Below are 24,390 nucleotides of genomic sequence, written 5' to 3'. Positions count from 1 at the left end.
CGTGCCCTGCGCAGCGACACAAGGAGCATTCCATGAAGATCGTCATCACCAGCGTGCTCGTCGACGACCAGGACAAGGCCCTGGCCTTCTACCGCGACGTGCTCGGCTTCGTTCTCAAGCACGACATTCCCATGGGCGGCGACGCGCGCTGGCTCACCCTGACATCGCCCGGCGATGCCGATGGCGTGGAGCTGCTGCTCGAACCCGACATGCACCCGGCCGCCAGGCCGTTCAAGACCGCCCTGCATGCCGACGGCGTGCCGGCCACCTTCTTCGGCGTGGACGACGTGCAGGCCGAGTACGAGCGCCTGAGCGCGGCCGGCGTGTGCTTCACCAGGCCGCCGACGCATCTGGGGCCGGTCACGATTGCGGTGTTCGACGACACCTGCGGCAATCTCATACAGATCAACCAGCGGCATTGAGCGGGGCCTGCGGCCCCTGCGGCCCTTGCGCGCTCAGTCCCTGGCGGTGGGCTTGTCGTGCCGGGGCGGATCGATGCGCTCGATATTGCCCAGCAGCAGCGCGCGCCCCGCAAAGGTGCCGCCGGCGGTCTCCAGCGCAAAGCGCTCGGTGTCGCGGCCGCGCACTTCGGACTCCAGCGTCCGGGCCTCGTCCTCGGTGGCGCCCAGGGCCAGCACGGCGTGGCGGCCCATGAGCAGGGCGGACTCGAAGCTCTCGCGTACGACATGGTCGGCGTCCTTCTGGATCAGCTCCAGCGCGTGCTCTCGGTCATAGGCGCGCACGATGAGGCGGGCGTGCGGGCATTCGTGGCGCACATTCTCCACGATGCGCGTGGCGGCGGCCTTGCTGTCCACGCAGACCAGGATGGCGCTGGCATGGCTGGCGCCGGCCGCATGCAGGATGTCGGCGCGCGCGCCGTCGCCGAAGTAGACCTTGAAGCCGTAGGGCTCGGCGTTGCGGATCACGTCGGGGTCGTTGTCGATGATGGACAGTCTGGCCCCATGCGCCAGCGGCCCCTGGCTGGCGATCTGGCCCACGCGGCCGAAGCCGATGACCAGCACGTTGCCGCGCAGGTCCTGCGGCGCCTCCACGCCGTCCAGCGACACGGCCTGGGCGCCGGCCAGGCGCTTGTGCAGCACCACCACCAGCGGCGTGATGGCCATGGACAGCACGACGATGGCCGTCATGTTGGCATGCACCTCGGGGCTGAGCACCTTGAGCTTGAGCGCCTCGGCAAACAGCACGAAGGCGAACTCCCCGCCCTGGGCCATGAGGATGGCGCGGTCCAGCGCATCGGCATGGCTGCTGCGCGCCACGCGGGCCACGGCATAGATGCACAGCGCCTTGCCCAGCATCAGCGCCACCACGCCCATGCCCACGATGCGCCAGTTCAGCGCCACCACCTCCAGGTTCAGCGCCATGCCCACGCCCAGGAAGAACAGGCCCAGCAGCAGGCCGCGGAAGGGCTCCACATCGGCCTCCAGCTGGTGGCGGAACGAGGATTCGGACAGCAGCACGCCCGCCACAAAGGCGCCCATGGCCATGGACAGGCCGCCCATCTCCATCAGCAGGGCGGCGCCCAGCACCACCAGCAGCGCGGCGGCCGTCATCACCTCGCGCGCCTTGGCCTTGGCCAGGATGCGGAACAGCGGGTTCAGCAGCCACAGGCCCGCGCCCACCAGCGCGCCCAGCGACAGCAGGGCCACGCCCGCGCGTTGCCACAGGGGCGAGGTGGCCACGGGCGCCGCATCGGCCGGCGCCAGAAAGGCCACGGCGGCCAGCAGCGGCACGATGAGCAGGTCCTCGAACAGCAGGATGGAGACGATGCGCTGGCCGCGCGGCGCCAGGATGTCGCCACGCTCGGCCAGCACCTGCATGACGATGGCCGTGGAGGTCAGCACGAAGCCCGCGCCGCTCACGAAGGCCACCTGCCACGGAAAGCCGAAGGCCATGCCCACGCCCGTGAGCAGCAGCGCGCACACCACCACCTGCAGGCTGCCCAGCCCGAAGATCTGGCCGCGCAGATCCCACAGGTGCGAAGGCTTCATCTCCAGCCCGATGACGAAGAGGAACATCACCACGCCCAGCTCGGCCACGTGCAATATGGTCTGCGCGTCCGTCACCAGCCCCAGTCCGTAGGGGCCTATGGCCAGCCCGGCGGCCAGGTAGCCGAGCACGGCGCCCAGGCCCAGCCGCTTGAACAGCGGCACGGCCACCACGGCGGCCCCCAGCAGCGTGACGATTCCTACGAGCTGGCTTGCATTGCCTTCAGCGGCCATGTTGTGTTTCCTTTGTGCGTGCGTGCGTGCGTGAGTGAGTGCGTGCGTGCGGCAAGGCGGATTTCCATCCGCGAATTTGCGCGCAGGATAGCAAAGCCCGGGCCTGTGTAGAATCGCGCCCCCTCTGTGCCCCCTCTGTACCCCCCTCTGCGCGCCCTCACCGCCCAGCGCCATGCCCCAGATCCTCGTCCACGACCTCCGCAAGACCTACCGCATCCATGAGCGCGACCCCGGCGTGATGGGCGCGCTGCGCGCGCTGGTGCATCCGCGCCATCGCACGGTGCAGGCGCTGGATGGCGTGTCGTTCGCACTGGAGCGCGGCGAGCTGCTGGGCTTCATCGGCCCCAACGGCGCGGGCAAGTCCACCACCATCAAGATCCTGTCGGGCATCCTGCGGCCCGATGGCGGGCGCGTGGAGGTGGACGGGCGCGACCCCTTCGCCGACCGCCAGCGCCATGTGGGCCGCATCGGCGTGGTCTTCGGACAGCGCTCGCAGCTGTGGTGGGACCTGCCCGTGGGTGACGGCTTCAACCTGCTGCGCGACCTGTACCGCGTCGATCCGCTGCGCTTTGCGCGCACCCGCGACGAGCTGGTGGCCATGCTGAACCTGGAGCGGCTGCTGGACCAGCCCGTGCGCCAGCTGTCCCTGGGCCAGCGCATGCGCGCCGAGATCGCCGCGGCCCTGCTGCACGAGCCCGAGATCCTGTTCCTGGACGAGCCCACCATCGGCCTGGACGCACCCTCCAAGCTGGCCGTGCGCGAGTTCGTGCTGCGCGCCAACCGCGAACGCGGCACCACGGTGCTGCTGACCACGCATGACATGCACGACATCGAGGCGCTGGCCCGGCGCGTCATCGTCATCGGCCATGGCCGCGTGCTGGCCGACTGCGCGGTCGATGCGCTGCGCGCCCAGGTGGCGGCAGCGCAGGGCGAGGGGCGTGGAGGTGGTGATGGCGAAGGCAATGGAGAAGACATGGCCATCGAGGCCGTGATCGCCCGCTTCTACGCCATGCACGGAGCGGCCGAAGGCTGAGCCGGCATGACGCTGCGTGAACTCCTGCGCCCCTATGTGGCGGCCTTTGCATCGCGGTTCCTGGTGATGCTGCAGTACCGCACGGCCGCCTACGCGGGCTTTGCCACGCAGTGCTGGTGGGGCGCCATCAAGACCATGGTGCTGGCGGCGTTCTACGGCAGTGCCTCGGCATCGGCCGGCGCGCCGATTTCGCTGGAGCACGCCATCACCTACACCTGGCTGGCCCAGGGCCTGTTCGCGCTGCTGCCCTGGAGCGGCGACCCCGACGTGGCCCTGGCCGTGCGCACGGGCGCCGTTGCCTATGACCGGCTGCGGCCCGTGGATGCCTATGCGCTGTGGTTCGTGCGCTCGGCGGGCTGGATCGCGGCACGTGTGCTGCCGCGCGTGGCGCTGATGGTGGCGTTTGCAGGGCTGGCCCTGCCGCTGACGGGGCTGGGCGCCTGGGGCTGGCAGCCGCCGGCCGGCTGGGCCGCAGGCCTGGGCTTTGCCGCATCCATGCTGCTGGCGCTGCTGCTGTCCACGGCACTGGTCATGCTGCTGAACGTTGCCGCTGCCGCCGCGCTCAATGAAAAAGGCATCAACACGCTGGCCGCGCCCGTGGTCATCGTGCTGTCGGGCAACCTGCTGCCGCTGGCGCTGATGCCCGACGCCTGGCAGGCCGCGCTGCTGCTGCAGCCGCTGGCGGGCGTGATGGACATCCCTGCGCGCATCTATTTCGGCCAGATGGCCGGCGCGCAGATGCTGGCCTGCCTGGCGCTGCAGGTGTTGTGGATTGCCGTGATCGTGGCCCTGGGCCGCGCGGCCATGGCGCGCACCATGCGCCGGCTCGAAGTGCAGGGAGGGTGAAGACCATGGCCAAGCAAAAAGGATCGCTGTCCATGTTCCTGCGCCTGGCGCTGGCCTCGCTGGGCGGGCAGGCGCGCTACCCGGCCTCGGCGCTGATGCTGACCCTGGGCCAGTTCCTGGTCACGGGCATCGAGGTCATCGCCGTCTGGGCGCTGTTCCACCGGTTTGGCGAGGTGCAGGGCTGGCGCATCGGCGAAGTGGCCGTGTTCTATGGCCTGGTGAACTGCATGTTCGCCCTGGCCGATGCGCTGGGCCGGGGCTTCGACGTGCTGGGCACGCAGTTCCTGCGCACGGGCGCCTTCGACCGCCTGCTGCTGCGCCCGCGCCCCGTGTGGCTGCAGCTCATGGGCCATGACGTGCGCATCAGCCGCCTGGGCCGCCTGCTGCAGGGCCTGCTGGTGCTGGGCTTTGCCACGGCCCAGGGCGCCGTGGCGTGGACGCCCCAGACCGTCGCCGTGGCGCTGTTCGCCGTGGCGGGCGGCGTGGCGCTGTTCCTGGGCATCCTGGTGCTGCAGGGTGCGCTCTCGTTCTGGACCGTGGAAAGCCTGGAAGCCGCCAATGTGCTGAGCTACGGCAGCGTCGAGGCCGCCCAGTACCCGCTGGCCCTGTACGCACAGTGGTTCCGCCGCCTGCTGACCTTCGCCGTGCCGCTGGCCTGCGTGGCCTACTACCCGGCGCTGGCTGTGCTGGGCAAGCCCGACCCGCTGGGCGCACCAGCCTGGCTGGGCTGGGTCTCGCCGCTGGCCGGCTTTGCCTTCCTCTGGCTGGCCTCGGGCGCCTGGCGCATGGGGGTGAAGCATTACGCGTCCACGGGCAGTTGAAGCCGCCGCAGGCGCCGGTGCACCACAGGCTCTAGACTGCGCGCTTGCCTTACTCCGGACACCAGACCATGACAGCAGATGAACGCTTCGCCCAGGCCGCCCTTGAGCTCGGCCACCGCTTCGATGGCGAGATCAAGATAGGCGGCAACTACAGCCCCGTCGTGCGCGACGGCCAGCAGCTGTTCGTCAGCGGGCAGATTCCCCGCGTGGGCGATGAAGTGCTCTACGTGGGGACGGTCGGCGCCGGGATCGACCTGGCATCGGCCAGAACGGCCGCCGCCATCTGTGCCATGCGGGCCCTGGCCTTCGTGCAGCGCGCGGCCGGCTCGCTCGATGCCGTGCGCGCCGTTGCACGCATCACCGTCTATGTGCGCTCGGCGCCCGATTTCACCCAGCAAAGCGAGGTGGCCGATGGCGCCTCCGACCTCATCGCCCGGGTGCTGGGCCCCGTGGGTGCCCACACGCGCACTTCGGTGGGCGTGCTGCAGCTGCCCAAGGGCGCGGCCGTGGAGTTGGACCTGATCGCCCGCGTGGACTGATCGCGCTACCCCTATCCCTATTCCTATCCCTGGCCCGCCGGCGTTTCGTTGCGCGCCTTCCAGGCCCGCAGCGCCTGGCGGTACTCGTCCATGGCCAGGTCATAGCTGTCGAAGATGCAGGGGTCGCAGCCATTGCCGCAGCAGGCGTCCAGGTCGGGCTGCTCGGGCGGCTGGGGCATGGGGTCGGCGGAATCTGGAATCGGCGCGGTGGTCATGGGCTCGATTGTCTCGCGCTGCTTGTGGCGTTGTTTTGTACGGTTTTTGAGGAGGCAGGCCATGCAGGCTGGCGATCAGAGCAAACAGGATGAGATTGCGCAATTTCTCGCTGAGGAGGATGCCGCCGAACGCAGAAAGGCCGAGCCGCCGCCCGAGGAAGCCGTGCGGGATCTTGCCCTCTGGCGCTCGCCCCGGGCCGGAGCGCTGAACCCGACGCGGCAGGACAATCCGCTGTGGCACTGGATGGTGCGCACGCGCTGGAGCGCCTATGGCGCGAACGAACTTCTGCGTGGACCGTCGCCCTTTGCGCAAGGGCCCATGTGGTGCTTTGCCCGGTATGGCAAGAGCGAGACGGTGCTGGCCGATGGCCGGGTCGTGCACATCGGCGGCGAGCACGAAGACAGCTGCGATCCCGACTTCTTCATCTACAACGATGTCATCGTCATCGACGCGAATGGCGGCATCGCCATCCACGGCTACCCGGACGATGCCTTCCCTCCCACCGATTTCCACAGCGCCACGCTGGTGGGTGACGCCATCTTCATCATTGGCGGCCTGGGCTACCGGCACCAGCGCATGCCGGGGATGACGCGGGTGTACAAGTTGCTGCTGGACAGCATGCGCATCGAGGCGGTTCCCACGCATGGCGAGGCGCCCGGCTGGATCTATCAGCATGAGGCCTGTCTGGCAGGCGATGGGAGAACCATCGTGGTGAGCCGCGGCGAGCGCTGGTTTGGCGAGCAATGCCTGACGCCCGAGAACATCGACGACTGGTCGCTGGACACAGTGACCGGCGAGTGGGGGCGATTGACCCGCAGGCCCTGGCAGCGTTGGGCCATGCGGCGTGCCGATGGCAAAGGCAACCGGCTCATGAGCATGCGGCTTGCGCATTCACTGCGCAAATACCAGCACCTGAATCTGCCAACGATCGAGGGCCTGGGTGACGCGCCTGACTTCGAGGCGCTGGACCTGCTCTACCGGATCGATGAGACAGTTGCCCCGCCGGTCCAGGAAGCGGTCGGGGAAATGTACGCCGTGGTGATGGACGGAGTGACGCTGCGCTTCAAGGAAGGCAACCTCCATGTGGAGGCCATCGTCGAGGGGGCGCTGGAGCCGGACAGGCTGCATGCGCTGCGACAGGCCACGCTGGCACTGCTGGCGCGCATTGAAGAGGCTCCGTGGGTGATGGAGGATCTGCCGCGGGAGCCGGATACCGTGGGCTGACGGCACGCTTTCCGTCTGTTCAACTCAAACAGCGCGGCGCCGGGAAATCGATCACGCTGCGGATGATCTCGCGCATTTCCGTGATCAGCGGCCGGGCATCGTCGCGGCGCCATTGCACGGTGTAGGTCAGCGGGGCCAGCGCGCTGTGCTTTGCGGCCTCGGCGCCGCCGTCCAGCACGCGCAGGCGGCCGCGTTGCTGCAGGGCCAGGGCCCATTGCTCGGGCATGTAGGTGAAGCCCAGGCCGTCCACCACCATGCCCACCACGGCGCCCCAGCTGTTGCAGGAAAGACGCCGCTCCACGGCCAGGCCGTGGCGGCCCAGCCAGTCGTCCAGCGTGCGCGTGGCGCCCGAGCCGGTGGGCAGGGCGATCAGCAGTTGCTCGCGCACCAGGCGCCGGGGCAGGCCGGTGCCGGCGCGGGCGATGAAGTCGTCGCTGGCGGCCCAGACGAAGCGCACCTGGGCGACCTGCTCGAAGGCCAGGCTGCTGCGCGACGATGGCCCGGCGATGACCACGCAGTCCAGCTCGCCATCGACGATGCGCTGCTCCAGCACCTGGCCGATGTCGGTGTGGGGCTCCAGCTGCAGGTCGGGGTGCAGCTCGGCCACCTTCTGCACCAGCCGGGGCAGCCAGGTCAGGCCGCTGAGTTCGCCAAAGCCGATGCGGCAGCGGCCCTGCAGGCCCACGCTGCGGCCCGCCGCCTCGCGCAGCTGGGCGGCGCCGTGCAGCAGCTCGCGGATGCGCGGCAGCAGCTGCTCGCCCTGGGGCGTGAGTTCGGCGGCGCGGCCGCTGCGGTCGAACAGCTGCACGCCCAGTGAGGCCTCCAGCTCCGCAATGCGCTTGGACAGCGATGAGACCGACAGGTGCACGCGGTCGGCGGCCACGCTGAAGTTCAGGCAGGTGGCGGCCCAGTAGAAGGCTTCGAGCTGTTTGAGGGTCATGGCGATATTTTCACAAAAGCGAAACATTGATTCCGATTTATTTCGCTTTTCTTTGGAATTGCGCCCTCCTACATTGGCTGGCAATGCCTACGCCTGCCGTCCCTGCCGCTTCCGCCACGCCACCGCGCCGCCTGCGCGGCGTGCTGTCGCTTGACGATTTCGAGCGGCTGGCGCGGCGCCACCTGCCGCGCCCCATCCATGCCTACATCAGCGGGGCGGTGGAGGACAACGCCTCGCTGGCGGACAACCGCCGCGCCTTTGCCGAGCTGGCCTTCGTGCCGCGCGCGCTGGTGGGCGTGGCACAGCGCGACCCCTCCTTCGAGCTGTTCGGGCGCCGCTACGGAGCGCCGTTCGGCGTGGCGCCCATGGGCATTGCCGCGCTGTCGGCCTACCGGGGCGACCTGGTGCTGGCCCAGGCCGCACAGCAGGCGGGCGTGCCGGCCATCATGAGCGGCTCCTCGCTGATCCGGCTGGAGGAGGTGATGGCGGCCGCGCCCCACACTTGGTTCCAGGCCTACCTGCCGGGTGACCAGGGCCAGATCGATGCGCTGCTGGACCGCGTGGCCGCCGCCGGCGTGCAGACCCTGGTGATCACGGTGGACACGCCCGTGGCCGCCAACCGCGAGAACAATGTGCGCGCCGGTTTCTCCACGCCGCTGCGGCCCGGGCCGGGCCTGGCCTGGCAGGGCATCAGCCATCCGCGCTGGCTGTTCGGCAGCTTTCTCAAGACCCTGTGGCGCCACGGCATGCCGCATTTCGAGAACAACTATGCGCACCGGGGCGCGCCCATCCTGTCGGCCAGCGTGATGCGCGATTTCTCGGACCGCTCCCATCTGGCCTGGCCACATCTGGCCGCCATCCGCCAGCGCTGGCAGGGGCAACTGGTGGTCAAGGGCATTCTTTCGGCCGCAGACGCCGTGCTGGCGCGCGATCACGGCGCCGACGGCCTCATCGTCTCCAACCACGGCGGGCGCCAGCTCGACGGCGCCGTGGCACCGCTGCGCGTGCTGCCCGGCATCGTGCGCGCCGTGCCCGGCCTGCCGGTGATGCTGGACAGCGGCGTGCGCCGGGGCACCGACGTGCTCAAGGCCCTGGCCCTGGGCGCGCGCTGCGTGTTCGTGGGCCGGCCCTTCAACTACGCGGCCTCGGTGGCCGGGCCGGCGGGCGTGGCCCACGCCATGGCCCTGCTGCGCGAGGAGGTGCTGCGCGACATGGCCATGCTGGGCGCCACGCGCCTGGACCAGGTCACGCCGGCCTGCGTGCGCCACGCGCAGGCCTGGGATGCGTTCTGAGCGTCAAGACAGCGGCATCGACACAGACAACAGACACAGACAACAGACAACAGACACAGACGGAGACACAGCAGTGAGCAAGATTCCCGGATTCCATATCCACGCCCGGCCCGAGGCCGCCCTTGGCGATGCGCTGCTGCAGCGCTACCGCGGCTTTCCGGTCGCCAATGTCAGCGACGCCATGAGCCGCACCACGGGCACCTCGGCGCTGCGGCCCTTCCATCGCCGCCAGGGGCCGCTGGTGGGCCGTGCGCTGACCGTGCGCACGCGGCCCGGCGACAACCTCATGGTGCACCAGGCCATCGACATCTGCGGCCCCGGCGACGTGATCGTGGTGGACGCGGGCGGCGCCGGTCCCAACGCCATCATTGGCGAGATCATGCTGGCGCTGATGATGGCGCGCGGCGCGGCCGGCATCGTCATCGACGGGCTGATCCGCGACAGCGACACCATCGGCCAGCATGAGCTGCCCGTGTATGCGCGCGGCGTCTCGCACCGCGGCCCCTACAAGGACGGCCCCGGCGAGCTGCATGTGCCCGTCAGCATCGACGGCATGGTCGTCCACCCGGGCGACCTGGTGCTGGGCGATGGCGACGGCCTGCTGGCCGTGCCCGCCGCCGAGGCCGCCGCCATTGCCGACCGCGTGGAGGCCATACAGCGCGACGAGGCCGACGTGCTTGCCGCCATTGCCGCAGGCCGCGCCGACCGCTCCTGGGTGGCGCGCACCCTGGCCGCCAAGGGGGTGCTGTGATGGACCGCCGCGTTGTCCGTTTCGACTACTGGCTGGATGCGGCCTTCGACCGCATCGTCTCGGCCGCGCCTGGCGTGCAACTGATCACCTGCCGGCGCGAGGGCGACGATGCCGCCGCCTGGCAGGCCCTGGCCGGCGCACAGGTCTACCAGATCACGGCAGCCAAGGACGAGCTGCCGCGCCACTGGTTCGCCACGGCGGACCTGCTGGCGCGCTGCCCCGATCTGCTGGCCGTGTCCTCCAGCGGCTCGGGCTGCGACACCATCGATATCGAGGCCTGCACGCGCGCCGGCGTGGCCGTGATGAACCAGTCGGGCGGCAATGCGGACTCGGTGGCCGAGATGGCCATCGGGCTGATGCTGTCCGTGCTGCGCCGCATCAACGAATCCGACCGCCTGCTGCGCGCCCCTGCCCGGGGCTTCAGCCGCGAGGACGTGATGGGCCACGAGCTGCGCGGCCGCACCCTGGGCCTGGTCGGCGTGGGCGAGGCCGGCAGCCGCGTCGCGGCCCTGGGCCGGGCCTTCGGCATGCAGGTGATCGGCTGCGACCCGGCCTACGACGCGGCCGGCCTGGCAGCGCGCGGGGCCGAGGCCGTCGGCTTCGACGAACTGCTGCAGCGCGCGGACATCGTCTCCCTGCACTGCCCGCGCGATGCCTCCACGCTGGGGCTCATGAACGCCGCTGCCTTTGCGGCCATGCGGCCGGGCGCCATCTTCGTGAGCACGGCGCGCGGCGGTATCCATGACGAGGCCGCCCTGCACGCCGCCCTGGCCAGCGGCCACCTGGCCGGCGCCGGGCTCGATGTCTGGGACCAGGAGCCGCCGCCCGCCTCCCATCCGCTGCTGGCCCTGCCCCAGGTGGTGGCCACCTTCCACACCGCCGGTGTCACGCACGAGGCCCGGCGCAACAACGCCGAGCTGGCTGCCACCCAGATCGTGCAGTTGCTGGCCGACGGCCAGCGGCCCGCGCGCCTGGTCAATCCCGAGGTCTGGCCGCATGCGCGCGAGCGCATCGCCCGGGCCTTGGACCCGTCCCGTTCCCCGTCCCGTTAGCCGCTTCCTTCACCATGACTACAAAGCCTCTCAGACCACTGCAAGAGGCGACCCAGGAGACAAAGATGACACAGCAAGCAAGGCGCGCATTGTGCGCAGGCCTGGCCGCCGCCTGCATGGCGCTGCCGGCCCTGGCCCAGGCTCAGACCCAGACTCAGGGCGAGGCCCCCTATCCCTCGCGCAACATCGAGATGATCGTGGCCTACGGACCCGGCGGCGGCACCGACCTGGTGGCGCGGCTGCTGGCCCGCCATCTGGAAAAGAAGCTGGGCGGCAGCGTGGTCGTGCTCAACCGCCCCGGCGCGGGCGGCGGCATCGGCTTTGGCGAACTGGCGCGGGCCAAGCCGGACGGCTACACCATCGGCTTCATCAACACGCCCAACGTGCTGACCATTCCCATCGAGCGCAAGAGCAGCTTCCACTGGAGCCAGTACGACCTGCTGGGCAACCTGGTGGACGACCCGGGCGGCTTTGCCATCCACAACAGCAACGCCATCACCACGCTGGCCGGCCTGGCCGCCTACGCCCGGGCCAACCCCGGCGCCGTGACCGTGGGCACCACGGGCACGGGCTCGGACGACCACCTGGCCATGCTGCTGTTCGCCAAGGCCACCGGCACGCAGCTCACCCATGTGCCCTACAAGGGCGCGGGCGAGGTGCGCGCCGCCGCCACGGGCCAGCAGATCACCATCGGCGCCATCAACGTGGGCGAGGTGCTGGCCTACCAGAAGGGCGGAACTCCCATCCGCCTGCTGGGCCAGATGTCGGCCGCGCGCAGCTCGCTGGCGCCGCAGGTGCCTACGTTCAAGGAGCAGGGCATCGATATCGAGCTGGCCTCCCTGCGCGGCCTGGCCGCGCCCAAGGGCTTGCCCGAAGGCGTGCGCAAAAAGCTGGTCGATGCCGTGGCCGCCATCGCGGCCGACCCGCAGTTCAGGCAGCAGGCCGAGGCCATGTACGCGCCGCTGCGCTACCTGGCGCCGCCCGCCTACGCGGCCGAACTGGAGCGCACCGAGGCCGGCTTTCGCAAGCTCTGGACCGAAATGCCCTGGCAGGACGGCAAGCCCTGAAGGCCCTGGCCATGCAAACCTTTGAATGGACAAGGACAACTGCCATGACCCCTCTGTCGCGCCGCAGCCTGGCTGCGCTCACCCTGTGCACACTGGCCCTGCCCGCGCTGGCGCAAGGCCCCATCACCCTCATCGTGGGCTGGCCTGCGGGCGGCCCTTCCGACAACGTGGCGCGGCTGGCGGCCACGCGCATGAGCGAGGCCCTGGGCCAGCCCATCACCATCGACAACCGGGCCGGCGCGGGCGGCAACCTGGGCAGCGACGCGGCAGCCCGCGCAAGGCCCGATGGCAACACCATCATGCTGGCCACCGTGGCCTCGCACGGCCTGAACTCCGCGCTCTACGCCAGGCTGAACCACGACCCGCTCAAGGACTTCGCGCCCATCGGCATGATCACCACCTCGCCCAGCGTGCTGCTGGTGCCCGTGGCCTCGCCGCTGCGCTCGGTCAACGATCTGCTGGAGGCGGCGCGCGCCAGGCCGGGCCAGCTCAACTACGGCTCGGGCGGCGTGGGCTCCAGCCAGCACCTGGCGGGCGCCAGCTTCAAGCAGCTCACGGGCGTGGATGTCACCCACATCCCCTACAAGGGCACGGCCCCGGCCATGACCGACCTGATGGCGGGCCGCGTGGACTTCGTGCTCACCACCGGTGCCATCCCCTTCATCCGTTCAGGCAAGCTGCGCGCCCTGGCCGTCGCCTCGCGCCAGCGCCTGCCGGCCCTGCCCGATGTACCAACGTTCGAGGAAGCAGGCGTCAAGGGCTTCTACACCGACTCCTGGTACGGCCTGGTTGCCCCGGCCGGCACGCCGCGCGCGGCGCTGGAGCGCCTGAACGGCGCACTGGCCACGGCGCTGCGCAATCCCGAGGTGCAAAAGCAGTTCATCGACCAAGGCTCGCTGCCCGTCAAGCCCATGGGCGTGGACGCGTTCTGGCGCTTCGTGCGCGAGCAGATGCCCGTGGCGGCCGAGCAGGTGCGGGTGTCGGGGGCCAGAGCCGAGTGAGCGCAGCCGGGGGCGGGCGGCCACGCAGGATCGGCACGGGCGCCTGCGCAGCCGCAATGCAGCCAGCGTGTCACTTGCAGGTCACTGGCAGGTCACTGGCAGGTCACTGGCAGGTCACTGGTAGTTGAGCGTGAAGGTGGCCCGTCCGTTGGCCAGGCCCGTGGTGACGGAGGGCTGGGTCTGGACATAGCGCGCCGTCAATGGAATCACGTGGTTGCTGGTGTCTGGGGTGATGGTGCCCGCCTGCCACTGGTTGGGATTGCCGAAGTTGGCGGAGTCCTCGCCGTAGCTGATGACCTTGTCGCTGCTGCGGATCTGGATGCCGATGCCGGCAGCCCCTCCGGTCACCGTCAGCACATCGGAGCGGTTGGCGGCATCGTTGGCATCCGTGAGCGTGACGAACGGGCGCAGGGTGGAATTGGCTTCGCCCCCGGTGCATATCAGTTCCAGATCGAATGGCTGGGGCGCGGAGGTAGCGCCTATCCCGTTGAACAGTGACCTGTTGATTCGCTGCAGGTTCACGGCGATGTTGCTCGTCTTCACCCGGCAACTGGCGCCTGTGCGCACCACGGTGCTGCCGGTCGCCTTCACGATCCAGTTATTGCAAAGGCTATTGCAGTCAAACCGGGCGGATGAATAGCTGCTGACGCTGAAAGTGCCCGATTGAACGGCGCCTGTCTTGATGAGTTGCATCCATATGGTTTGCTCATGTACATCATTCCTTAGCCATCCCGTGGCTCCTGCATTGTTGGACGTAGTGGTGATGGACATGGTTTTGCCATTGGGGAAATTCCTGGCTTTCCATATGGCACGCCAACGGATTCCTATTCCGCGCAAAGATGTGGAGTAGATATCGCCGTCCAGCGTAGTGGCGTTCATGATTTGGGGCCATATTTCTGAAGATGGCCCCGAAAGCACACTGTAGGAAATTGTGTCGAGGGTGGATTTGACCATGGGCGATTCCCATAGCACTGATCCATTCATGATATTTCCTGCGGGAACGTTGATGATTTCCGGTAATTGGATGGTGGACGACGCCGGGGTAAATATGCCTCCATAAATGGAGCTTACAGAAAAGCAAAGCGTTGCCGTAATGAGAAAATATCTGATTTTTTTCATATGAATGAAACCGGAAACGATGCAGGAGAGTTTGATGGGCGCGCTCCAAAGTCTATTCCTATGATTGATGGAAATCCATAGGATCATTCTGATATTGGCAATGCTTTTTCATGACTCCAATGCCGTGTTCCGTCCGCTGCCGTGGCGCGGCATGGCCACCGGGTCCGGCCTGCGGCACACCGGGCGCAAGCGGCGCCAACGACGTGGCGGCCGCCTGGGCACGGCCAACCACGGGTGACGCCTTTGCAAGACGTCTGGGCTGAGCCCGTGGCTCAACCCCGCCTGCGCGCCGCCAGCCCCTGCACCACGGCCGCCAGCCGGTCGATTTCCTCGGTGGTGTTGTAGAAGGCCAGCGAGGGCCGCACCGTGGTCTCCACGCCGAAGCGCCGCAGGATGGGCTGGGCGCAGTGGTGGCCGGTGCGCACGGCGATGCCTTCGGCGTTGAGCGCCTCGCCCACCTCGGCCGTGGTCCAGCCCTTGAGCACGAAGGACAGCACGCTGGCCTTGTCGGCCGCCGTGCCGATCAGGCGCAGGCCGGGGATGGGCGCCAGCGCCTGCGTGCCGTACTGCAGCAGATCGTGCTCGTAGCGCGCGATGCGCTCCATGCCCAGGGCCTGCACGTAGTCGATGGCGGCGCCCAGGCCCACGGCGTCGGCAATGTTGCCGGTGCCGGCCTCGAAGGTGTTGGGCAGGGGCTGGTAGACGGTTTTCTCGAAGGTCACGTCGGCGATCATGTTGCCGCCGCCCTGCCAGGGCGGCATGTCCTCCAGCACCTCGCGCCGTCCCCAGACCACGCCGATGCCCGTGGGCCCGAAGACCTTGTGGCCCGAGAACACGAAGAAGTCCGCACCGATGGCCTGCACGTCCACGGCCATGTGCGAGACCGACTGCGCGCCATCGACCAGGGCCCGGGCGCCCGCCTGGTGGGCCAGCTCCACGATCTGCTGCACGGGCACGACCGTGCCCAGCGCGTTGGAGACCTGGGTGACGGAGACGATCTTGGTGCGTGGGTTCAGCAGCCTGCGGTATTCATCGATGAGCACCTGGCCCGAGTCGTCCACCGGGATCACGCGGATCTTCGCGCCCTTGGCGGCCGCCAACTGCTGCCAGGGCACGATGTTGGCGTGGTGCTCCAGGTGGGAGACGATGATCTCGTCGCCCTCGCCCACATGCTGCCAGCCCCAGCTCTTGGCCACGAGGTTGATGGCCTCGGTGGTGCCGCGCACGAAGATGACCTCGTTCACGTCGGGCGCGTTGATGAAGCGGCGCACGCGCTCGCGCGCGCCCTCGTAGGCGTCGGTGGCGCGCGCGGCCAGTTCATGCGCCGCGCGGTGGATGTTGGAGTTCTCGTGCTCGTAGAAATGGCGGATGCGCTCTATCACCGCGCGCGGCTTGTGCGTGGTGGCCGCGTTGTCCAGCCAGGCCAGGGGCCGGCCGTTGACGTGCTCGGACAGGATGGGAAAGTCCCGGCGCACGGCATGCACGTCGAAGGGCGCCTGCACGCCGGCCGCTCCATGCCTTGCCCCGTGCGAAGCCTGCTGGCGCTGCAGCGGATGGGCCGGCGTGGTGTAGCCGGCGGGCAGTACCACGGGATCGACAAAGTAAAAGCGCGGCTCGGCCGAAGGCACGGCGGACGCAATGCCGGGCCCTTCGGTGGGCACGCCGATGCGCGGCACGGCGGGTGACGCAGGTGCCGCAGGTGCAGCAGGTGCCGTGAACGGGAGCGCGGCCAGCGCATCCAGCGGATCGCCCCGGCGCTGGGGCACGCCCAGCACCTGCGATCCCAGGCGCGGCTCGTAGGCGGGCAGGGCGCTCACGACATGGTCGGGCACGCCGTTGCCGGCCTGGGCATGGGGCAGCAGCGCGGGCGCGCGGTGGGCCAGCGAGGCCAGCGGCGCGGGCGAGGCCGGCAGCAGGTTGCTGCCCGGCGCCAGGCCCTGCGGGATGGGCGTGCCCGGCACGCCGGGGCCCAGGCCTGCGGGGCTGGCCAGCGGCGAGCCGGGCGGCGCCACGTTCACGGGGGCCTGCACGCCAGCAGGCAGGCCGGGAAGACCCGGAAGACCCGGCAGGGCAGGAGCCGATCCCGGTGCGGCGGAGAACAGGGCGTTGGCCATGCGCGCCAGCGCCTCGGGGTCGAAGGGCGCCTGGGGCGCCACGGAGGTGATTGCAGACACGGTCAACGCCCGGCCTCTTTACTTGTAGGTGTCGGGATAGTCGTGGTACTTGCCGATCTCGACATCGTCGAGCACGGCCAGCGCATCGGGCGTGAGCACGGCCAGCGAGCAGTACAGCGAGATCAGGTAGGACGCGATGGCATGGTTGTTGATGCCCATGAAGCGCACCGACAGGCCCGGGCTCTGCTCGCCCGGCAGGCCGGGCTGGTACAGGCCGACCACGCCCTGGCGCTTGTCGCCCACGCGCAGCAGCAGGATCTTGCTTTTTCCATCGGCCACGGGCACCTTGTCCGAGGGGATCAGCGGAATGCCGCGCCAGGTGATGAACTGCGAGCCGAACAGGCTGACCGTGGGCGGCGGCGTGCCGCGGCGCGTGGCCTCGCGGCCGAAGGCGGCAATGGCCAGCGGATGGGTCAGGAAGAAGGCGGGCTCCTTCCAGACCTTGGTCAGCAGCTCGTCCAGGTCGTCGGGCGTGGGCGCGCCGGTCAGCGGGAAGATGCGCTGCTCGTCCGTGACCTGGGCCAGCAGGCCGTAGTCGGGGTTGTTGATCAGCTCGCTTTCCTGGTTCTCCTTGATGGTCTCGATGGTCAGGCGCAGCTGTTCCTTGATCTGGTCATGCGGGCTGCTGTAGAGGTCGGAGATGCGCGTGTGCACATCCAGGATGGTGGAGACGGCGTTGAGGAAGTACTCGCGCGGCTGCTCCTCGTAGTCCACATAGGTGCGCGGCAGCTGGTTGTCTTCCTGCTTGGCCGTGCAGGTGACCTTGATGGCCTCCGGGTTCTTGACGCGGTTGAGGCGGTAGATGCCCGCCTCCACCGGCGACCATTGCAGCAGGTGCGTCAGCCAGCGCGGGCTGATGGTCGAAAGCTGGGGAACGGTTTTGGTTGCGTTGGCCAGTTGCCGCGCGGCGTTGTCGCCTAGCGCGGTCGTGCCGCCCACTGTTGCCGACATGTGCAGACTCCGTGATCAGTTCAGGAAAAAGGGAAGGGGAAGGAGGGAAACAGGGCCAGTGTCCCGGCCCGCGCACATGTCTTCAACATGCTATAGCCGCCAAGCGCAGGCCGCGCACCAGCTGGTCGTGGGCCACGGTCTCGCCGCGCATCACCAGGGCCGAGGGCTGCACGCCCAGCGAGACGGCCAGCTTCTCCACGGTCAGCAGCGAGGCGATGACGCGGCCGCGCTCTATCTCTCCCACGTAGGAGCGGTTCAGGTCCGAGTGCTCGGCCAGCCGCTCCTGCGACCAGCCATGGGCCTCGCGCGCCTGGCGCACGGCAATGCCGAAGCTGGTGACAAGACGGGTGCTCATAGGGCCACCTCCCGGGGCTGCTGCGCGTGTTCGCGCGCATGGGCCTGGGTGACATGGGCGCCGGGCGGCACGTCCTCGGTCACCCAGACATTGCCGCCGATGACGGCGCCGCGCCCCAGCGTGACGCGGCCCAGGATGGTGGCGCCCGCGTAGATGACCACGTCGTCCTCCACCACCGGATGGCGCGCCAGGCCCTTGCGCAGGTGGCCGTGCTCGTCGGTGGGAAAGCGCTTGGCGCCCAGGGTGACGGCCTGGTACAGCCGCACGCGCTCGCCGATCACGGCGGTCTCGCCGATCACCACGCCCGTGCCGTGGTCCATGAAAAAGCCCCGCCCGATCTTCGCGCCCGGGTGGATGTCGATGCCCGTCTGCGCATGCGACAGCTCGGCCACGATGCGCGCCAGCAGCGGCTGCTCCAGCAGGTACAGCTGGTGGGCCAGGCGGTGGTGGATCATGGCCAGCACGCCCGGATAGCACAGCAGCACCTCGTCCACGCTGCGCGCGGCGGGATCGCCCTGGAAGGCGGCCAGCACATCGCTGTCGAGCAGGCGGCGGATCTGGGGCAGGGACTCGGCAAAGGCGCGGGCGATGTCCAGCGCCATGGCATCGGCGCCCGCTGCCGTGTGGGGCGCGGACAGCCGCAGCTCCAGCCGTATCTGGCCCAGCAGCGCATGCAGGGCCGAGTCCAGCTGGTGCGCCACGAAGATGTCCTCGCTTTCCTGGCGCAGGTCGTGCGGGCCCAGGCGCATGGGAAACAGGGCTGCCTTGAGCTGGTCGATGAGGGTGGAAAGCGCGTCGCGCGAGGGAAACTCGCGCGCCCCGGGCTCCTGGGTGCGGCCGTGCGCCTCGCGCCATTCGCGGCGCGCCGCATGCAGGTTCTGGGTGAGTCCGGCAATGTCGAAACTGGCCATCTGCGTGCTCCTTCAGTCTTGAATCCAGGGCAGGCCGTGGAAGCGCCAGCCGTCGTTTTTGCCGCGCTGCTGGCGCGCGTCGATCTCGCCCTCGAAGCCTTCGAGCACGTTGAACACATGGGCGAATCCGGCCTGGGCGGCCGCCTGGGCCGCCAGCACCGAGCGCTTGCCGCTGCGGCACAGCAGCAGGGCCACGGCCTCCTTGCCGCCGTGCGGGGCCAGGCGCGCTTCCAGCTCGCGGGCAAAGCGCGGGTTGCGCGTCAGGGCCGTGCCCGTGGCCCAGGGCACGTGCAGGGTGCCGGGCACCTGGCCGACGAACTTGCGTTCCTCGGCCGTGCGCACATCGACCAGCACGGCCTGGCCGGCCTGCACCAGCGCCCAGGCCACGGGCGGGCGCACGCCGCCTGCGTGGCCCAGCCCCTGTGCGCGGGCGTGGTCCTGTGCCTCCTGCAGCGCCCGGGGCAAGGCGGTTTCCAAAGTGAGGGCTGTCATGTCGTCGTCCTTGCGGAGAGTTCGCGGGTTGGTGGCTATGGGCACCAATCTAAGAACTTCGCGGCAAGCCACCAACGAACAAGAGCGGCGTTTGATAGAAGCAAAACGTCTATGAAGGCGCCGCGCGGCGCCATGCCCGGTTCGGGCGATCAGGCCGTCAGCACCCGCTGCAGCATCCACAGGTTCAGCGACACCACCAGGGCCGCGCAGCACCACAGCACTGCCGACATCCTGGGGCCAAAGGCCAGCTCCCCCAGCGTCTTGCGCCGCGTGGTGAACAGCAGCAGCGGCACGATGGCAAACGGCAATTGCAGGCTCAGCACCACCTGGCTGAACACCAGCAGGGCGCTGGCGCCGGTGCTGCCGAACCAGGCGGTGGCCACCACGGCGGGCACGATGGCGATGCAGCGCGTCAGCAGGGCGCGCAGCGCGGGCGACAGGCGGATCTGCAGGAAGCCTTCCATCACGATCTGCCCGGCCAGCGTGCCCGTGACCGAAGAACTCAGCCCCGAGGCCAGCAGCGCCACGCCGAACACCGCGCTGGCGATGCCCACGCCCAGCAGCGGCGACAGCAGGTGGTAGGCGTCCGACAGCTCGGTCACCGGCGCCTGGCCGGGCCGGTTGAACGCGCCGGCCGCCACCACCAGGATGGCGGCGTTCACGAACAGCGCCAGCCCCAGCGCCACCGTGGAGTCCAGCGTGGCCAGGCGGATGGCCTGGCGCGTACCCTGGAGCGTGGTGTCATGCCGGCGTGTCTGCACGATGGACGAATGCAGGTAGAGGTTGTGCGGCATCACCGTGGCCCCCACGATGCCCACGGCCAGGTACAGCATCTGCGGATTGGCCACGATCTCCATGCCCGGCAGCAGGCCGCGAAGCACGGCCGCCACGGGCGGCTGCAGCCACACCAGCTGGGCGGCAAAGCACAGGCCGATCAATGCCACCAGGGCGATCACCACCGACTCCAGGCAGCGAAAGCCCCGGCTTTGCAGCGCCAGGATCAGCATCACATCCACCACCGTGATGCACACGCCGGCCAGCAGCGGCAGGCCGAACAGCAGGTTCAGGCCGATGGCCATGCCCAGCACCTCGGCCAAGTTGCAGGCCACGATGGCGATCTCGCAGAAGAACCACAGCACCAGGTTGATGCGCGGGGAAAACTGCGCGCGGCAGGCCTGGGCCAGGTCCCGCCCGCTGGCCAGGCCCAGGCGCACGGCCGCCGCCTGGAACAGCATGGCCATCAGGTTGGAGGCAAAGATCACCGCCAGCAGCGAGTAGCCGAACTGCGAGCCGCCCGCGATGGACGTGGCCCAGTTGCCCGGGTCCATGTAGCCCACGGCCACCATGTAGCCGGGCCCGGCAAACGCCAGCACGCGGCGCGCGTTGTCCGAGCGGCTGGCGCCGCGCGGCACGGCGATGCTGCGATGCACCTGCGGCAGGCTGGGCGTGCCCGCGTGGCCGTGGTCCGGCTCGATGGTGCCGAAGCGGCCCTGTTCGGCCGCAAGCACGGTGTCGTTCATGGGGGCCTTTCCGCCGGCGGGGGCACGCGGTTGCAGGGGGATGCCTATCGGGCCGTCGGCACCAGGCCGCTGGCGGGCGCAATGGCTGCGGTGGCGGGTGCGGCATCAGTGCCTGCGCCGCGCCACAGCGCCACGAGATCTGCGGTCACGATGACCGCGCCGGCCAGCAGAATCAGGCTGCCCACGCAGCGGCGCGCCACGGTGGCAGGTTTCAGGCGCCGCGGCGTGCGGGCCGGAGTGCGGCCCGGCGTGCTGGGGGCGGATGAGGAAGGCAGAAGGGACATCATGGCAACTCCTTGGCAGGGGAACGCTTGTCTCGGGCCAGCCCCGGGGAAGCCCGCCTGCCCCGGCCGGTGGGGGGCAGGCGGGCGGTCCGCGTCAGGCGTAGGCGCTGCTCATCACCAGCGAGCCGTTCACGCCGGACGGGAAGAACCCGCCCTTGGTCGCCGTGTCCTTGGTCAGGTACACGATGTTCAGCACGTCGCCCGGCGAGCGGCTGAAAGCGATGCCGTTGGAATCCAGCGGCACGATGTTGGACGTGGTGGCGTCCCCCGTGATGCCCTGGTCCACGTCGGTGGAGCCGTCCAGGCTGTCGCGCGCATCTGAGATGGCGCCGGCCGCCGTGCGCAGCGCGGGCGTGGCCAGTCCCTTGGCGTACAGCACCGTGCGCACCAGACCTGCGTGGTAGGCCTCGGCGGCCAGGATGCCGGCGGCTGCCTCCAGATAGGTCTTGTTGGTGATCAGCGGCGATGCGCCCTTGTAGGCGGTGACGCCCACGTCCTCGAAGATGAAGGCCCCCAGCAGGAAGTTCTCGTCACTCGCATAGGGATCGAAGGCCGTGCCCGCGCCCACCAGCCCGGCCGCTCGCGCGGCCACCGAGAAGGCGCCGTTCGGGTCGGTTCCGCCGATGTCGATCTGCGGCTGCGCCACTGCGGCCGAACCCAGCGCCGCGCGCAGGAAGGCCACGTGGGCGATCTCGTCCTGGGCGATCTCCTTGGCGTACTGCGCCACCACGGGGTCCTTGAAGGCCACGGCACGGCCACCCGTGATGGCGCCCTGCGTGCCCACGCCCGACTGCAGGTTGGCGGGCAGGCCGGTGCCGAACACCGCGTAGTGATAGAACTGCGACTCCAGATACTCCAGGTTGAGGGCGAAGTTCAGGATCTCCGCATCTGTGGGTCCGTTGGCCTGCGCATTCGCATCGCCCCCGCCACCGCCGCAGGCGGACAGGATCACCCCGCCCGCCATGCCCACGGCCACGCCGCTGGTCTTGCGGAAGAACTGGCGCCTGTCCTCCAGCTTCTTGGCACGTTTTTGCAAAACCCCTATCAACACTGATTCGTCGGACATGATGGTTCCTCTCGGTTCGCGGCAGGCGCGAACGGTCAACGTGAAGAATGCGCCTCCGGCCGAAAGCACACGGGTGTGGCGAAAGCGCGTTCCACTGAAGAGGTGGCCACCTGCCCCAGGGGAATGGGATGCGTCCCCGCTATCCGGCAGTACGCAGGCCGCGCAGGTCTGGATGTGCCGCAATTGAAAGCGTCGGTAACGGTTTGCGGATGCCGCCGTTTCTTTTTCTTTTTTGAATCCAGACCCCGCTGCGCTGCGTATCCAGATCAGCCGGAATCGTTCGGCTTGTCATCAACCCGCTAGGAGCATTCCATGGTCTCGATTCAAAACACCCGCAAGCTGGCCTCGTTCGGCCTGGCCATCGTGATGTCGGCAGCCTCCGTGGCCGCCATGGCCGATGTGATGGTGGGCGGTGCACCCATGCTGCCGTCCAAGGACATCATCGACAACGCCGTCAACTCCAAGGACCACACCACCCTGGTCGCAGCCGTCAAGGCGGCGGGCCTGGTCGATACGCTCAAGGGCCCGGGTCCGTTCACCGTGTTCGCGCCCACCAATGCCGCCTTCGAGGCCCTGCCCGCAGGCACGGTGGACACCCTGCTCAAGCCCGAGAACAAGGGCACGCTGACCACGGTGCTGACCTACCACGTGGTGGCCGGCAAGTGGGATGCAGCGGCGCTGTCCAAGATGATCAAGGACGGCAAGGGCATGGCCAGCATCAAGACCGTCAGCGGCGGCACGCTGGTGGCCAAGTCCAGCGGCTCCAAGATCATGCTGACCGATGAAAAGGGCGGCATGGCCACGGTGACGATTCCCGACGTCTACCAGTCCAACGGCGTGATCCACGTGATCGACAAGGTGCTGCTGCCCAAGTGAGCGGCACAGGCAGCGAGCGGGCCGGCCACTGACCGCCGTGGTCAGTGGCCGGAGCCTTGTGCCTTCGCCATGCGCCTTGCGGGCGCAACGCCGCAAGCCGCTGCCGGCGTCCCGGCCTGCGCGGCCAGCTTGGACAGCCGCCAGCGCGTCAGGTCGTCCGCGCCGGGGCCGGCCTCCACGCGCAGCTCGGAAAAAGGCACGCTGCGGCCCGATTCCTCTTCCACCAGCGCCAGCCGCAGGGGCGTGCCCGACTGCGCACGCACAAAGCGCATGGGCGGCTGCGCTTCTTGCTGCAGGCGCCACCGGTCGCCGACCTGGGCCAGCGCCTGGATCACCAGGGACAGGTCGCGGCCCTTGGGCGTGAGCAGGTACTCGTAGCGGTCCGGGCCGCTTTGGTAGAGGCGGCGCTCGACCAGGCCGGACTGCTCCAGCTGGCGCAGGCGGTCGGTCAGCGTGGCGTTGGTGATGTCCGTGGACTTTCTCAGGTCGTCATAGCGGCTCAGGCCCAGCATCAGGTCGCGCAGCACCAGCATGGCCCAGCGGTCGCCTACGGCCTCCAGCGTGGTGGCGATCGAGCAGGCCATGCCCTCGAAGCTCTTGGATCGCATGGAATTCCTCGTTGTCTGTTCGCGTTGTCGCAGGCCTGGAGTGTCTCAGCAAAACGCAAGCCCGGTCCGCAGAGGTGGATTGCGTGCTTGTGGCTCTAATGATTGAAGTTTATAGTTGAAGCCACTTTCAACCACCGCTTGATCCAAGCAAGGACTTCTCCCATGAGCACGCATCAAGGCACCGCCGTCGTCACTGGCGCCTCCTCCGGCATAGGCGCCGTCTATGCCGATCGCCTGGCCGCACGCGGACATGACCTGAGCCTGGTCGCACGCCGCCTGGACCGGCTGCATGCGCTGGCACAGCGCCTGCGCGACGACCATGGCCGCCAGGTCGAGGTGGTGGCCGCCGACCTGGCCGACGCCGCCGGCCTGCAGAGCGTGGAGGCCCTGTTCGATGGGCAGCGCGACATAGCCATGCTGGTCAACTGCGCCGGCCTGGGCGCCCTGGGTCCGGCGGCCCAGGTGGATGCGCGCGAAGTCGACCGCCTTGTCATGGTCAACATCCATGCACTGACGCGGCTGTCGCTGGCGGCAGCGCGGCTGTTCGCCACGCGCGGCCGGGGCACGCTGATCAACATCGGCTCCATCCTGGCCCTGATGCCCTTGCCGGGCGCCTTCAGCTACAGCGCCTCCAAGGCCTATGTGCTGAGCTTCACGCGCTCGCTGCAGGCCGAGCTGGCACCCAGCGGCGTCACCGTGCAGGCCGTGATGCCCAGCCTGGTGCGCTCGGAGTTCTTCGGGGGCAAGCCTTCTCCTTTTCCCGAGCACCTGTTCATGTCGCCCGAGACCCTGGTGGACACGGCCCTGGCGGCGCTGGACCAGGGCGAGGCCATCTGCTTTCCCACGCTGGGCAGCACGACCGCCTGGCTGGACTTTGACCAATCGCGGGCCAATCTCGTCAAGGCGCTGACGCTCAGCGGCGTGCCGGCGGCGCGCTACCAGGCTGCGGATGCAGGCCAGCCGGCCTGACGGCCGCGCTGCGTCGCCACCCCGGATTCCCGTACTCCTCTTT

Annotated in this window: 27 protein-coding genes; 14 read left to right on the top strand and 13 right to left on the bottom strand. The window is 69.1% G+C overall.

The window, feature by feature from the left end; genetic code table 11:
• Nucleotides 1-32 precede the first annotated feature (32 nt).
• Nucleotides 33-422, top strand: a complete 390-nt coding sequence (locus tag ACN20X_RS27735) for a VOC family protein (RefSeq protein WP_016452676.1) — start codon at nucleotides 33-35, stop codon at nucleotides 420-422.
• 33 nt (nucleotides 423-455) lie between these two features.
• Here ACN20X_RS27735 and ACN20X_RS27730 read toward each other — a convergent pair whose 3' ends face one another.
• Nucleotides 456-2,240 carry a monovalent cation:proton antiporter-2 (CPA2) family protein gene (locus ACN20X_RS27730; protein ID WP_017405210.1) on the bottom strand — a complete coding sequence of 595 codons (1,785 nt, stop codon included), beginning with the start codon at nucleotides 2,238-2,240 and terminating at the stop codon, nucleotides 456-458.
• Nucleotides 2,241-2,412: 172 nt separating this feature from the next.
• On the opposite strand from ACN20X_RS27730, the gene ACN20X_RS27725 reads away from it, so the two are divergent.
• The 4 genes from ACN20X_RS27725 to ACN20X_RS27710 all read left to right on the top strand — a co-directional run bounded on the left by ACN20X_RS27725 (nucleotide 2,413) and on the right by ACN20X_RS27710 (nucleotide 5,479).
• The gene (locus ACN20X_RS27725) at nucleotides 2,413-3,273 is read left to right on the top strand and encodes an ABC transporter ATP-binding protein (protein WP_473210101.1); all 861 of its coding nucleotides are present in this window, start codon (nucleotides 2,413-2,415) and stop codon (nucleotides 3,271-3,273) included.
• Between the two features lie 6 nt (nucleotides 3,274-3,279).
• The gene (locus ACN20X_RS27720) at nucleotides 3,280-4,119 is read left to right on the top strand and encodes an ABC transporter permease (protein ID WP_473210100.1); all 840 of its coding nucleotides are present in this window, start codon (nucleotides 3,280-3,282) and stop codon (nucleotides 4,117-4,119) included.
• A gap of 5 nt (nucleotides 4,120-4,124) precedes the next feature.
• Complete coding sequence (locus tag ACN20X_RS27715) at nucleotides 4,125-4,940, top strand: ABC transporter permease (RefSeq protein ID WP_473210099.1); 816 nt, start codon at nucleotides 4,125-4,127, stop codon at nucleotides 4,938-4,940.
• 68 nt (nucleotides 4,941-5,008) lie between these two features.
• Nucleotides 5,009-5,479 carry a RidA family protein gene (locus tag ACN20X_RS27710; RefSeq protein WP_012207603.1) on the top strand — a complete coding sequence of 157 codons (471 nt, stop codon included), beginning with the start codon at nucleotides 5,009-5,011 and terminating at the stop codon, nucleotides 5,477-5,479.
• 23 nt (nucleotides 5,480-5,502) lie between these two features.
• Here ACN20X_RS27710 and ACN20X_RS27705 read toward each other — a convergent pair whose 3' ends face one another.
• The gene (locus ACN20X_RS27705) at nucleotides 5,503-5,694 is read right to left on the bottom strand and encodes an oxidoreductase-like domain-containing protein (RefSeq protein WP_016452671.1); all 192 of its coding nucleotides are present in this window, start codon (nucleotides 5,692-5,694) and stop codon (nucleotides 5,503-5,505) included.
• Between ACN20X_RS27705 and ACN20X_RS27700 the strand changes: the two genes are divergently transcribed.
• A complete protein-coding gene (locus tag ACN20X_RS27700; protein ID WP_473210827.1) occupies nucleotides 5,693-6,919 on the top strand; it encodes a hypothetical protein in 1,227 nt (408 codons plus the stop codon). The genes ACN20X_RS27705 and ACN20X_RS27700 overlap by 2 nt on opposite strands.
• A 19-nt stretch (nucleotides 6,920-6,938) precedes the next feature.
• On the opposite strand, the gene ACN20X_RS27695 is transcribed toward ACN20X_RS27700, so the two are convergent.
• A complete protein-coding gene (locus ACN20X_RS27695; RefSeq protein ID WP_070080863.1) occupies nucleotides 6,939-7,859 on the bottom strand; it encodes a LysR family transcriptional regulator in 921 nt (306 codons plus the stop codon).
• Between the two features lie 83 nt (nucleotides 7,860-7,942).
• Between ACN20X_RS27695 and ACN20X_RS27690 the strand changes: the two genes are divergently transcribed.
• The 5 genes from ACN20X_RS27690 to ACN20X_RS27670 all read left to right on the top strand — a co-directional run bounded on the left by ACN20X_RS27690 (nucleotide 7,943) and on the right by ACN20X_RS27670 (nucleotide 13,022).
• The gene (locus tag ACN20X_RS27690) at nucleotides 7,943-9,151 is read left to right on the top strand and encodes an alpha-hydroxy acid oxidase (RefSeq protein ID WP_070080864.1); all 1,209 of its coding nucleotides are present in this window, start codon (nucleotides 7,943-7,945) and stop codon (nucleotides 9,149-9,151) included.
• Nucleotides 9,152-9,224: 73 nt separating this feature from the next.
• Complete coding sequence (locus tag ACN20X_RS27685; RefSeq protein WP_034400240.1) at nucleotides 9,225-9,902, top strand: RraA family protein; 678 nt, start codon at nucleotides 9,225-9,227, stop codon at nucleotides 9,900-9,902.
• Nucleotides 9,902-10,954: a hydroxyacid dehydrogenase gene (locus tag ACN20X_RS27680; RefSeq protein WP_473210098.1), complete on the top strand. Its 1,053-nt coding sequence runs from the start codon at nucleotides 9,902-9,904 to the stop codon at nucleotides 10,952-10,954. Before ACN20X_RS27685 ends, ACN20X_RS27680 begins: the two co-directional genes overlap by 1 nt.
• Before the next feature lie 65 nt (nucleotides 10,955-11,019).
• Nucleotides 11,020-12,021, top strand: coding sequence for a tripartite tricarboxylate transporter substrate binding protein (locus ACN20X_RS27675; RefSeq protein WP_016450801.1), 1,002 nt, complete (start codon nucleotides 11,020-11,022; stop codon nucleotides 12,019-12,021).
• A 44-nt stretch (nucleotides 12,022-12,065) separates the two neighbouring features.
• A complete protein-coding gene (locus ACN20X_RS27670; RefSeq protein WP_046240783.1) occupies nucleotides 12,066-13,022 on the top strand; it encodes a Bug family tripartite tricarboxylate transporter substrate binding protein in 957 nt (318 codons plus the stop codon).
• A gap of 114 nt (nucleotides 13,023-13,136) precedes the next feature.
• Here ACN20X_RS27670 and ACN20X_RS27665 read toward each other — a convergent pair whose 3' ends face one another.
• Nucleotides 13,137-14,141: a fimbrial protein gene (locus ACN20X_RS27665; RefSeq protein ID WP_236884539.1), complete on the bottom strand. Its 1,005-nt coding sequence runs from the start codon at nucleotides 14,139-14,141 to the stop codon at nucleotides 13,137-13,139.
• Between the two features lie 100 nt (nucleotides 14,142-14,241).
• Between ACN20X_RS27665 and ACN20X_RS27660 the strand changes: the two genes are divergently transcribed.
• Nucleotides 14,242-14,379, top strand: a complete 138-nt coding sequence (locus ACN20X_RS27660) for a hypothetical protein (RefSeq protein ID WP_156493794.1) — start codon at nucleotides 14,242-14,244, stop codon at nucleotides 14,377-14,379.
• Nucleotides 14,380-14,413: 34 nt separating this feature from the next.
• Here the strand turns inward: ACN20X_RS27660 and ACN20X_RS27655 are convergent, their stop codons facing one another.
• The 8 genes from ACN20X_RS27655 to ACN20X_RS27620 form a co-directional block, all read right to left on the bottom strand.
• On the bottom strand, nucleotides 14,414-16,321 hold the full coding sequence (locus ACN20X_RS27655; RefSeq protein ID WP_070080866.1) for a family 2A encapsulin nanocompartment cargo protein cysteine desulfurase: 1,908 nt from the start codon (nucleotides 16,319-16,321) through the stop codon (nucleotides 14,414-14,416).
• Nucleotides 16,322-16,333: 12 nt separating this feature from the next.
• On the bottom strand, nucleotides 16,334-17,266 hold the full coding sequence (locus ACN20X_RS27650; protein WP_013800566.1) for a family 2A encapsulin nanocompartment shell protein: 933 nt from the start codon (nucleotides 17,264-17,266) through the stop codon (nucleotides 16,334-16,336).
• Nucleotides 17,267-17,348: 82 nt separating this feature from the next.
• Nucleotides 17,349-17,621 carry a helix-turn-helix domain-containing protein gene (locus ACN20X_RS27645; RefSeq protein WP_012207587.1) on the bottom strand — a complete coding sequence of 91 codons (273 nt, stop codon included), beginning with the start codon at nucleotides 17,619-17,621 and terminating at the stop codon, nucleotides 17,349-17,351.
• Entirely contained in the window at nucleotides 17,618-18,532 is a 915-nt protein-coding gene (epsC, locus tag ACN20X_RS27640; RefSeq protein ID WP_013800567.1) for a serine O-acetyltransferase EpsC, read from the bottom strand. The genes ACN20X_RS27645 and epsC overlap by 4 nt, the downstream gene beginning before the upstream one ends.
• A 12-nt stretch (nucleotides 18,533-18,544) precedes the next feature.
• Entirely contained in the window at nucleotides 18,545-19,024 is a 480-nt protein-coding gene (locus ACN20X_RS27635) for a rhodanese-like domain-containing protein (RefSeq protein ID WP_034363355.1), read from the bottom strand.
• A gap of 149 nt (nucleotides 19,025-19,173) precedes the next feature.
• Nucleotides 19,174-20,544 carry an Nramp family divalent metal transporter gene (locus tag ACN20X_RS27630; RefSeq protein ID WP_473210097.1) on the bottom strand — a complete coding sequence of 457 codons (1,371 nt, stop codon included), beginning with the start codon at nucleotides 20,542-20,544 and terminating at the stop codon, nucleotides 19,174-19,176.
• Between the two features lie 44 nt (nucleotides 20,545-20,588).
• A complete protein-coding gene (locus tag ACN20X_RS27625; protein ID WP_473210096.1) occupies nucleotides 20,589-20,831 on the bottom strand; it encodes a hypothetical protein in 243 nt (80 codons plus the stop codon).
• A 91-nt stretch (nucleotides 20,832-20,922) separates the two neighbouring features.
• A complete protein-coding gene (locus ACN20X_RS27620; RefSeq protein WP_473210095.1) occupies nucleotides 20,923-21,894 on the bottom strand; it encodes a ferritin-like domain-containing protein in 972 nt (323 codons plus the stop codon).
• Nucleotides 21,895-22,206: 312 nt separating this feature from the next.
• On the opposite strand from ACN20X_RS27620, the gene ACN20X_RS27615 reads away from it, so the two are divergent.
• Nucleotides 22,207-22,770, top strand: coding sequence for a fasciclin domain-containing protein (locus ACN20X_RS27615; RefSeq protein WP_016450779.1), 564 nt, complete (start codon nucleotides 22,207-22,209; stop codon nucleotides 22,768-22,770).
• Between the two features lie 41 nt (nucleotides 22,771-22,811).
• Here the strand turns inward: ACN20X_RS27615 and ACN20X_RS27610 are convergent, their stop codons facing one another.
• Nucleotides 22,812-23,378 (bottom strand): winged helix-turn-helix transcriptional regulator, encoded by a 567-nt coding sequence (locus ACN20X_RS27610; RefSeq protein ID WP_016452655.1) that lies wholly within the window; start codon nucleotides 23,376-23,378, stop codon nucleotides 22,812-22,814.
• A 162-nt stretch (nucleotides 23,379-23,540) separates the two neighbouring features.
• Here ACN20X_RS27610 and ACN20X_RS27605 point away from each other — a divergent pair, with 162 nt between their 5' ends.
• Nucleotides 23,541-24,347, top strand: a complete 807-nt coding sequence (locus tag ACN20X_RS27605) for an SDR family NAD(P)-dependent oxidoreductase (protein WP_473210094.1) — start codon at nucleotides 23,541-23,543, stop codon at nucleotides 24,345-24,347.
• Nucleotides 24,348-24,390 lie beyond the last annotated feature (43 nt).

The sequence above is a fragment of the Delftia sp. PX-1 genome (assembly GCF_055797465.1).
The sequence above is the reverse complement of the archived record's forward strand: the minus strand, read 5'-3'. Positions and strand labels throughout refer to the sequence as shown.

Excerpts from the sequence above, each read along its gene's own strand:
- ACN20X_RS27695 (WP_070080863.1), bottom strand. The coding sequence starts at position 7,859 with ATGACCCTCAAACAGCTCGAAGCCTTCTACTGGGCCGCCACCTGCCTG.
- ACN20X_RS27720 (WP_473210100.1), top strand. The coding sequence starts at position 3,280 with ATGACGCTGCGTGAACTCCTGCGCCCCTATGTGGCGGCCTTTGCATCG.
- ACN20X_RS27730 (WP_017405210.1), bottom strand. The coding sequence starts at position 2,240 with ATGGCCGCTGAAGGCAATGCAAGCCAGCTCGTAGGAATCGTCACGCTG.
- ACN20X_RS27635 (WP_034363355.1), bottom strand. The coding sequence starts at position 19,024 with ATGACAGCCCTCACTTTGGAAACCGCCTTGCCCCGGGCGCTGCAGGAG.
- ACN20X_RS27665 (WP_236884539.1), bottom strand. The coding sequence starts at position 14,141 with ATGAAAAAAATCAGATATTTTCTCATTACGGCAACGCTTTGCTTTTCT.
- ACN20X_RS27630 (WP_473210097.1), bottom strand. The coding sequence starts at position 20,544 with ATGAACGACACCGTGCTTGCGGCCGAACAGGGCCGCTTCGGCACCATC.
- ACN20X_RS27650 (WP_013800566.1), bottom strand. The coding sequence starts at position 17,266 with ATGTCGGCAACAGTGGGCGGCACGACCGCGCTAGGCGACAACGCCGCG.
- ACN20X_RS27620 (WP_473210095.1), bottom strand. The coding sequence starts at position 21,894 with ATGTCCGACGAATCAGTGTTGATAGGGGTTTTGCAAAAACGTGCCAAG.
- ACN20X_RS27710 (WP_012207603.1), top strand. The coding sequence starts at position 5,009 with ATGACAGCAGATGAACGCTTCGCCCAGGCCGCCCTTGAGCTCGGCCAC.
- ACN20X_RS27675 (WP_016450801.1), top strand. The coding sequence starts at position 11,020 with ATGACACAGCAAGCAAGGCGCGCATTGTGCGCAGGCCTGGCCGCCGCC.
- ACN20X_RS27700 (WP_473210827.1), top strand. The coding sequence starts at position 5,693 with ATGGGCTCGATTGTCTCGCGCTGCTTGTGGCGTTGTTTTGTACGGTTT.
- ACN20X_RS27725 (WP_473210101.1), top strand. The coding sequence starts at position 2,413 with ATGCCCCAGATCCTCGTCCACGACCTCCGCAAGACCTACCGCATCCAT.
- ACN20X_RS27715 (WP_473210099.1), top strand. The coding sequence starts at position 4,125 with ATGGCCAAGCAAAAAGGATCGCTGTCCATGTTCCTGCGCCTGGCGCTG.
- ACN20X_RS27670 (WP_046240783.1), top strand. The coding sequence starts at position 12,066 with ATGACCCCTCTGTCGCGCCGCAGCCTGGCTGCGCTCACCCTGTGCACA.
- ACN20X_RS27625 (WP_473210096.1), bottom strand. The coding sequence starts at position 20,831 with ATGATGTCCCTTCTGCCTTCCTCATCCGCCCCCAGCACGCCGGGCCGC.
- ACN20X_RS27690 (WP_070080864.1), top strand. The coding sequence starts at position 7,943 with ATGCCTACGCCTGCCGTCCCTGCCGCTTCCGCCACGCCACCGCGCCGC.
- epsC (WP_013800567.1), bottom strand. The coding sequence starts at position 18,532 with ATGGCCAGTTTCGACATTGCCGGACTCACCCAGAACCTGCATGCGGCG.
- ACN20X_RS27705 (WP_016452671.1), bottom strand. The coding sequence starts at position 5,694 with ATGACCACCGCGCCGATTCCAGATTCCGCCGACCCCATGCCCCAGCCG.
- ACN20X_RS27605 (WP_473210094.1), top strand. The coding sequence starts at position 23,541 with ATGAGCACGCATCAAGGCACCGCCGTCGTCACTGGCGCCTCCTCCGGC.
- ACN20X_RS27645 (WP_012207587.1), bottom strand. The coding sequence starts at position 17,621 with ATGAGCACCCGTCTTGTCACCAGCTTCGGCATTGCCGTGCGCCAGGCG.
- ACN20X_RS27660 (WP_156493794.1), top strand. The coding sequence starts at position 14,242 with ATGCTTTTTCATGACTCCAATGCCGTGTTCCGTCCGCTGCCGTGGCGC.
- ACN20X_RS27680 (WP_473210098.1), top strand. The coding sequence starts at position 9,902 with ATGGACCGCCGCGTTGTCCGTTTCGACTACTGGCTGGATGCGGCCTTC.
- ACN20X_RS27610 (WP_016452655.1), bottom strand. The coding sequence starts at position 23,378 with ATGCGATCCAAGAGCTTCGAGGGCATGGCCTGCTCGATCGCCACCACG.
- ACN20X_RS27735 (WP_016452676.1), top strand. The coding sequence starts at position 33 with ATGAAGATCGTCATCACCAGCGTGCTCGTCGACGACCAGGACAAGGCC.
- ACN20X_RS27615 (WP_016450779.1), top strand. The coding sequence starts at position 22,207 with ATGGTCTCGATTCAAAACACCCGCAAGCTGGCCTCGTTCGGCCTGGCC.